Below are 1,176 nucleotides of genomic sequence, written 5' to 3'. Positions count from 1 at the left end.
ATGGCAAAGGAAAAGTTTGAGCGTAATAAGCCGCACGTCAACATCGGCACGATTGGCCACGTTGACCACGGCAAGACCACGCTGACCGCAGCAATCACCAAGTATTTCGGTGACTTCAAAGCGTATGACCAGATTGACGGCGCGCCTGAAGAAAAAGCACGTGGCATCACCATCTCGACCGCCCACGTGGAATACGAGACCGACACGCGTCACTATGCGCACGTCGACTGCCCCGGCCACGCCGACTACGTCAAGAACATGATCACCGGTGCCGCACAGATGGACGGCGCGATCCTGGTTGTGAACGCTGCTGACGGCCCGATGCCGCAGACCCGCGAGCACATCCTGCTGGGCCGCCAGGTTGGCATCCCGACCATGGTCGTGTTCATGAACAAAGTGGATCAGGTTGACGACGAAGAACTGCTGGAACTGGTGGAAATGGAAATCCGCGAGCTGCTGTCTTCGTATGACTACCCCGGCGACGACATTCCTGTCATCGCAGGTTCGGCTCTGGCCGCGATGGAAGGCAACAAGCCGGAAATCGGCGAAGAATCGATCCGCAAGCTGATGGCTGCCGTGGACGAGTACATCCCGACACCTGAGCGCGCTGTTGACCAACCGTTCCTGATGCCGGTCGAAGACGTGTTCTCGATCTCGGGTCGTGGTACCGTTGTGACCGGTCGTGTTGAGCGTGGCGTGATCAACGTTGGCGACGAGATCGAAATCGTCGGCATCCGTGACACTCAGAAAACCACCTGTACTGGTGTTGAAATGTTCCGCAAGCTGCTGGATCGCGGTGAAGCGGGCGACAACATCGGCGCCCTGCTGCGCGGTATCGACCGTGAAGGCGTTGAGCGTGGTCAGGTTCTGTGTAAGCCAGGTTCGGTTACACCGCACACCAAGTTCGAAGCCGAAGCCTATATCCTGACCAAGGAAGAAGGCGGTCGTCACACTCCGTTCTTCGCGAACTACCGTCCTCAGTTCTACTTCCGTACAACTGACGTGACCGGCACCGTGACCCTGGCAGCTGGCACCGAGATGGTTATGCCCGGCGACAACGTGTCGTTCGAAGTTGAACTGATCGCACCGATCGCGATGGAAAACGGCCTGCGTTTTGCCATCCGCGAAGGCGGCCGCACCGTCGGCGCCGGCGTCGTGTCGAAAATCGTCGAGTAA

Annotated in this window: 1 protein-coding gene; it reads left to right on the top strand. The window is 58.5% G+C overall.

Going from position 1 to position 1,176, the window contains the following annotated elements:
• Positions 1–1,176, top strand: a 1,176-nt coding sequence (tuf, locus tag AC2FIO_RS22810) for an elongation factor Tu (RefSeq protein WP_108861257.1), incomplete at its 5' end; no start/stop codon positions are given.

The sequence above is a fragment of the Ruegeria sp. CDSB086 genome, assembly GCF_059611065.1.
This window is presented reverse-complemented; position numbering and strand designations above follow the sequence as displayed.